Origin of the sequence: Intrasporangium sp. (assembly GCF_039812505.1) — a bacterium.
In the GTDB taxonomy this organism is placed as follows: domain Bacteria; phylum Actinomycetota; class Actinomycetes; order Actinomycetales; family Dermatophilaceae; genus Intrasporangium_A.
This window is the reverse complement of record NZ_JBDIAQ010000181.1, coordinates 1-6,161: the sequence shown is the minus strand read 5'-3', so window position 1 is coordinate 6,161 and position 6,161 is coordinate 1. Positions and strand designations below refer to the sequence as shown.

Genomic DNA, 6,161 nt, shown 5'->3' with positions numbered 1-6,161 from the left:
CGCAGATCATCCGGCACGAACCCGGCGGCTCACAGCAGAATCACCAACTTCTTTAACAACCCTTTAAGGTTCATCGGCTACGGGCGCGGCCCAACGCAACCCAGCACAAGATCGCAGCTGAGACGACCAGCCGATCCGGGCCGAGGACTGCCGACGTTGCCCAGGCCCGGCGTAGCCGGTCAGCCGCCTCGACGTCGGCTCGGTGCAAGCGGCAGCGGTACGCGCCCAGCAGCGGTATCGCGTGCCGTCGCGAGGTGTCGCTCGACGGTAGGCCGGGGTGACGCCGGACCCGGCGGCGATTCGGCGCGACCAGGTAGGTGCGTTTGTCGTCCGACCCGCCCGGCACACCTCCAACAGCTTCACCAAGCTCGACGTCGGCTCCCGGACAACTGCTGCCGAGGCCCCGCCATACGAGCACGATCCCGACTGAACGAAGGCCACTTTGCGGCTCGGGACGCGTTCGGGTGTTATCGAGCCGGAGGAGGACTTCTGGCACGTTCACGACTTCGCGCAGGACTGCGTGAATCAGGGTGGCGTCTCGGACGTGCTGATGATCCGGCCGCCTGCCCGCGACGAGTCGGCATAGCCCGGTGTCCCGCGGCGTGCGGTTCTGCCTCGTTCAAGGCAGCGGCGGCCCATAGACGCCGGGTTGCAGAGCCCAGTCCCGCACGCCCTGCCTGCGACGAGGTGCCACTCCGCTCGGCACGTCTTGTCGCAGTCGATGCGCACATCGTGCTCCCGGGCCGCCAAGGATGTTGTCGTGCTCCTCGCTGATCGTCCCATCCCCGGCACACGTAGTCGTGCTTCCACTACCGGAAGGCCCCTGGGGGGCTTGAGCAACAACGGAACGGCCAGTGGCGATAGCGAGGTCTCAGCGAGATGCCGGGGGCGGTCACCGATGTTTCATAGGCGACCGCCTATGAAACGTCGCCTCTGGCCAGGGCTGTCCCGGGGGGTTCGGTGTTTCATAGGTCGGTGCATACGCCTGGACCTGTGAAACACCATCATGAAACGGTTCCGGGGTGAGCGACGGCTTCTTGCGCGTGGAGGCCCGCGACTGCCCGATGACCGCCTGCGCCGCCCCGGCCGGGTCTCCGTGCCGGACCGGCAAGGGGAAGGTGGCCATCCAGTATCACACCGCCCGGTTCCGGCTCGTCCCCTCCTTGGTCAAGGCCCTGAACGTGCCGACCCCGCCGCTGCGCAAGCCCGGGTCGGTCTGGGTCGAGCTGCCCCGGCCCGCACCGGGCAGGGCCGCAACGAGCGGACACGTGCGGATCGGATACGCCCGAGCCTCCACCGCCCGCCAGTCCCTGGACACCCAGCTCGATTCGCTCACGGCCGCCGGCCTCACCCGGATCTTTCGTGAGACGATCTCCACCCGCGCCACCAGCCGTCCCGAGCTCGAGCATGCCCTCGCCCTGGCCGGCGAGCTGCGGGCCTCCGGGGTGGCGGTCACGCTCGTGGTGCACGAGCACAAGCGGCTCGGCCGGGGCATCGAGCTCGCGGCGCTGGCCGAGCAGCTGAAGGTCGGCGACATCGGGCTGGAGTTCCTCACCGGCGAGCTGCAGGGATCGCACGACCCCTCCGGGATCGTCTTCACGGTGCTGGCTGCCCTGTCCGGGATGGAACGCGAGTACATCCGCGACCGGACCCTGGAGCTAACCGTGCCCGTCCGGGGTTGCGTGAGGCGCTGGCGGCGTGCCGCGCCGGGGACACCCTCGTGGTCACCAAGCTCGACCGGCTGGCCCGCTCCTTGGCGGATGCACGCGACATCGTTGATGAACTGACGGCTCGTGACGTGAAGTTGAGCCTCGGCGGGTCTGTCCATGACCCGACCGACCCTGTGGGCAGGTTGCTGTTCAACGTCCTGGCGATGGTCGCCGAGTTTGAGGCCGACCTGATCAGGTTGAGGACGAGAGAAGGCATGAAGGTCGCCAAGGCCAAGGGTCGACTGCATGGCAAGCAGCCGAAACTGAAACCAAAACAAGAAGCACACCTGGTGAAGCTGCACAATGCTGGCGAGCACACCACCGCCGAACTCGGCGAGCTGTTCGGGGTGGCCCGCTCGACGGTGCATCGCACGATCAAGCGGGCGCAGTCCTCAACAGGGACCTGAGCCAGACATTCGAGGACACGGACCCCCCTCCATTGGGGTTGGTGACAGCACCGTTACCAACCCCCCCGACTCCCGGGCGTCACAAATCGAGGCCTCAACGAGGCCGGCTGAAAGATCAGGGTCAGAGCCGAACCTCACCCACACCGATGCCGGAAGAACCCGATTTCGGCCGGCGAGTCACGATGAGCGTCAAGGCGGTTCGCGTCCGGGACACGGTCCGGTTCGAGGACCGGGACTGGCGGGTGCTGGGTGTGTGTGACGATCACGTCGACCTGTCGAGCACGGGGGTATCGGACCGGGTCGTGTCGCGGCCGACCCTGCTGGGTGCGCCGGACTTCGCGGTGCTCGGTGGGCAGCAGCGGCGCCCGCTGGTCCGCACCCCGGAGTTCGACGCCCTCCCCCAGGCGGTGCAGGACGCGGCGGTGTGGTGGGCCGAGCAGCTCGCCGAGGTGGTCGACGGGTGTCTGTCCACCGGGGAGGGCCCGAACTTCGACGTGTCGGTCACGACGCTGCGCCAGCGGGAGGTCGCGAAGGTGGCGCAGCTGGCGTCGCGGGGCCGGGACGTCTCGCTGCGGATGCTGCGACCTCGACCTACCTGCTTCGGATCGTGATGGCAAGAGCCGTTTGTGAGCCCGATGCTCACCGTGGGCATGGCGGCAGGGTACGCAGCATGGACATGCGTGACCAACCGGCTGCCCGCGAGCGTTCGCCCGATCGGTTCGCGAACCAGTCGGTCGCGGCGCGGGCCCCACCGGGCGGCAGGCACCGACAGCGCGGCCCACGCACCCTCGTCTTCGAGTTGCGCGCCGGTCGGGCACCCAGCAGGATGTGCCCCACCACACAGGCGACCGCCGCGCCGAGGCGGTGCCGAGACAAGGGGGGAACTGTCGTGTCGGTTCGACGAGGTCTGGGCAGCGTGTTGGCAGTGGCAGTCGCGATGGCCGTCGCGGTGGTCGCGCCGGCGGCCCCGAGCCAGGCGAAGACGGGCACCGACCGCACGAGTGCGACCGAGGCCAGGCGCGTCGACTCGGTGACCAAGCCTCGGATCGACTGGTTCGACTGCAGCATCGTCACGCCCCGCGCGCAGTGCGGCACCGTGCGGCTGCCGGTGGACTACGACCGCCCGCGCGGCGCCCAGACCGAGGTGGCGCTGTTCCGGATCCGCGCCGCGGACCCGAAGCGCCGGGTCGGCTCGCTCTTCCTGAACCCCGGTGGGCCCGGCGGCTCCGGCGTCCAGTTCGCCGCCTCCGCGCCCGACTTCCTGAGCCCCGACCTGCTCGCACGGTTCGACATCGTGGGCGTCGACCCGCGCGGCGTCAACTTCAGCGACAACGTGCGGTGTTGGCGCAACTTCGCCGCGCAGGCCGAGGCGCTTTCCGGGATGGACGTCCCGTTCCCCTACACGAAGGCAGAGACGCGCGGATACGTCGCCTCCTCAAGGAAGTTCGGTCAGGCCTGCTCGAGCACGGGACGCCCGCTGACGGCGCACATGTCGACCGCGCAGGTGGCCCGCGACATGGACGTGCTGCGCCGGACGCTGGGCGACCGCACCCTGACCTACCTCGGCTTCTCCTACGGCACCTACCTGGGGCAGGTCTACGCCAACCTGTTCCCGGACCGGGTGCGCGCCATCGCGATCGACGGCGTGCTCGACCCGATCGGGTGGGCCGGCACCGGGAACACCGCGCTCCCCCAGACCCAGCGGATCAGGTCCGGCGAGGGCGCCGCCAAGGCGTTGCGGGAGATCCTGCGCCGCTGCGGCACTGCTGGTCCGGACTACTGCGAGCTGGCCCGGTACGGGGACCCGACGCAGCTGTACGACCGCATCATCGCGGCGTTGAAGGAGGCGCCGCTCACGGTGACCGACCCGGACACCGGCGAGGTGTGGTACACGCTCACCTACCAGAACCTGATCGCCATGCTGCTCAGCGACCTCTACTCTCCCTCCGGCAGCAGCTTCATCGACATGGACCTGACCTTCGCCTGGACCCTGCTGTCGGAGCAGTCCCAGCCCGCCCAGAAGGAGGGCGCGGCGAGGTCCCTGCAGCGCCGGCTCGCGCAGGTGTTCCCCGAGCAGAGCCCGACCAGGCCCACGCTGCGCGCGACGGGCGCTCGCGCGGGCTGGGGGTTCCCCTACGACAACAGTCTCGAGACGTTCCAGACGGTCGCGTGCACCGACAGCCGCAACCCACGCCTCGCCGCCGCCTGGCAGGGGTATGCCGCCCTCGCCGACCGGACGGCCCCCGGCTTCGGCCCGATGTGGACCTGGGCCTCGGCGCCCTGCGCTTCTTCGACGTGGACGGTGCGGGACGCGGACTCGTACCGCGGCCCGTTCACGCGGCAGACCGCGCGGCCGGTGCTCGTGGTGGGCAACTACTGGGACCCCGCCACGAACTATGACGGTGCCGTGTCGGCCGCCGCGCTCCTGCCGAACAGCCGGCTGCTGAGCAGCGACAGCTGGGGGCACACGGCATACGGCACCTCCGGGTGCGTCACCGACGCGGTCGACGCCTACCTGCTCCGGGTGGCCGTCCCGGCCCGTGGGACGCGCTGCTACGGCGACGAGCAGCCGTTCACCGACCCACTCGAGGGGGAGCCGCGGCCCGGCCTGCGCCGGTCGGCCCCGTCGCGGCCGCTGCCGCCGGTGGTGCCGCCCCTGCCGGGTTCCACCCCGCGCGGGTAGCCCTCGATACACTGCGGGACCCGGCCCGGGTCCGGTCGCGAGCCGCGCGGACCCGACCAGCCGCCGGGACCCGACCCGACCAGAACCAGGAGGTTGCCGTGGGTGTGCCCACCGCCCCCGCCTTTGCCGACGTCGTCGACCTCCAGCGCTACCCCATCCACGACCTCGACGGCCGGCACGGCGTCGACCTCGTCGAGCGGTGCCGGCGGCAGCTCGCCGAGGAGGGCGTGTGCAACCTCCCCGGCTTCATCACCCCGGGCGCCGTCGCGGCGATGGTGCAACTCGCCCACCAGCTCTCGGGCAAGGCCTGGAAGTCCGACCAGAGGCACACCGTCTACTTCGAGCCGCCCGCCGAGGGAGTCCCGGACGGTGACCCGCGGGCCCGGCTGGTTCGTTCGGCCAAGCACGGCATCGCCTACGACTACCTCCCGGCGGACGCCCCGCTGCGCCGGCTCTACGAGTCCGACGAGCTGACCGAGTTCATCCGACGGGTGCTGGACAAGCCCGTGCTCTACCGCAGCGCGGATCCGTTGGACGCGCTGCAGGTCACCACCTTCGAGCCGGGTGACGAGCTGGGCTGGCACTTCGACCGCAGCGAGTTCTCGGTGACGGTGATGTACCAGCCGGCCGAGCGCGGCGGCGAGTTCGTCTACGTGCCGGGCCTGCGCACCGCCGACGACCCGAACTACGAGGGCGTCCGGCGGGTCCTCGACGGCGACCCGTCCGCGCTGAAGGTGCTGCCCAGCGCCCCCGGCTCGCTCGCCTTCTTCCACGGCCACAACGCGTTGCACTGGGTGACCCCGGTGCAGGGCAGGACGCCGCGGGTCAACTCGGTGCTCACCTACGGCGAGGTGCCCGACATGCGCCTGAACGACCTGACCTCACAGCTGTTCTACGGGCGCACCTCGTCCTGACCCCGCTGACGGGTCTGAGCCGACGTACGCGGCCAGGTACCTGCCGGTCAACGTCGACCCGTCTGCCACCAGGTCTGCCGGGGTGCCCTCGAAGACGACCCGGCCGCCGTCGTGGCCGGCTCCCGGGCCCAGGTCGATGACCCAGTCGGCGTGCGCCACCACGGCCAGGTGGTGCTCGATGACGATGACGGACCGGCCCGAGTCGACGAGCCGGTCCAGCAGGGCGAGCAGGTGCTGAACGTCGGCGAGGTGCAGGCCGCTGGTCGGTTCGTCGAGCACGTAGGCCTCGCCCCGCTCCCCCATCTGCGCCGCCAGCCGCAGCCGCTGCCGCTCACCTCCGGAGAGGGTCGTCAGCGGCTGCCCCAGCGTGAGGTAGCCCAGGCCGACGTCCTCGAGCCGTCCGAGGATCCGGTGCGCGGCCGGGCTGCGTGCCGGGCCCGCGGCGAAG

At 70.6% G+C, this 6,161-nt stretch carries 4 protein-coding genes and 2 pseudogenes; 5 read left to right on the top strand and 1 reads right to left on the bottom strand.

From position 1 onward, the window contains the following. Positions 1–1,064: 1,064 nt before the first annotated feature. The 5 genes and pseudogenes from WMI84_RS16265 to WMI84_RS16245 form a co-directional block, all read left to right on the top strand. Positions 1,065–1,598: pseudogene (locus tag WMI84_RS16265) on the top strand (recombinase family protein); the annotation flags it as partial. Positions 1,599–1,654: 56 nt separating this feature from the next. After that, positions 1,655–2,116, top strand: a pseudogene (locus WMI84_RS16260) (recombinase family protein); the annotation flags it as partial. A gap of 182 nt (positions 2,117–2,298) precedes the next feature. Beyond that, entirely contained in the window at positions 2,299–2,727 is a 429-nt protein-coding gene (locus WMI84_RS16255) for a hypothetical protein (protein ID WP_347354821.1), read from the top strand. A 314-nt stretch (positions 2,728–3,041) separates the two neighbouring features. Next, positions 3,042–4,799, top strand: a complete 1,758-nt coding sequence (locus tag WMI84_RS16250) for an alpha/beta hydrolase (protein ID WP_347354820.1) — start codon at positions 3,042–3,044, stop codon at positions 4,797–4,799. Positions 4,800–4,897: 98 nt separating this feature from the next. Beyond that, positions 4,898–5,713, top strand: a complete 816-nt coding sequence (locus tag WMI84_RS16245) for a hypothetical protein (RefSeq protein WP_347354819.1) — start codon at positions 4,898–4,900, stop codon at positions 5,711–5,713. Here WMI84_RS16245 and WMI84_RS16240 read toward each other — a convergent pair. Next, positions 5,681–6,161 (bottom strand): ATP-binding cassette domain-containing protein (locus tag WMI84_RS16240; RefSeq protein ID WP_347354818.1); only part of this gene is annotated, 481 nt, incomplete at its 5' end. The two genes, WMI84_RS16245 and WMI84_RS16240, sit on opposite strands and share 33 nt — an antisense overlap.

What these genes read in the sequence shown, in the direction of transcription:
- WMI84_RS16255 (WP_347354821.1), top strand. Translation starts at nt 2,299, where the DNA reads ATGAGCGTCAAGGCGGTTCGCGTCCGGGACACGGTCCGGTTCGAGGAC.